Source organism: Synechococcus sp. 1G10, assembly GCF_002252625.1.
GTDB lineage: Bacteria > Cyanobacteriota > Cyanobacteriia > PCC-6307 > Cyanobiaceae > Regnicoccus_A.
In genome coordinates, this window is sequence record NZ_NQKW01000083.1 from 1 (window position 1) to 231 (window position 231).

The following is a 231-nucleotide window of genomic DNA, read 5'->3' on the forward strand; positions in this document are numbered from 1 at the left end:
GCTGGATGGGCTTTGGATTTCCGGGCCAGCAGGGCGTCCGGATCCGTGCTGGAGCGGTGGGTCTCGTTGCTGAGCTTGATGCCGCGAAAGTCACCCTAGTGGCTCCGCCACGCTCACCCTTCGGGCTCGGTAAGGGCCCTCTTCCTTCCCTCCTTGGGGGCACCGAATCCCTCGCCAGGACCTGTGGGCGGAGGCGGAGGATCCTCCTGACCTTCGATCCGCTTCAGGGAG

1 pseudogene is annotated in these 231 nt (G+C 65.8%); it reads right to left on the reverse strand.

From position 1 onward, the window contains the following. Window positions 1-231: pseudogene (locus CJZ82_RS17575) on the reverse strand (hypothetical protein); the annotation flags it as partial.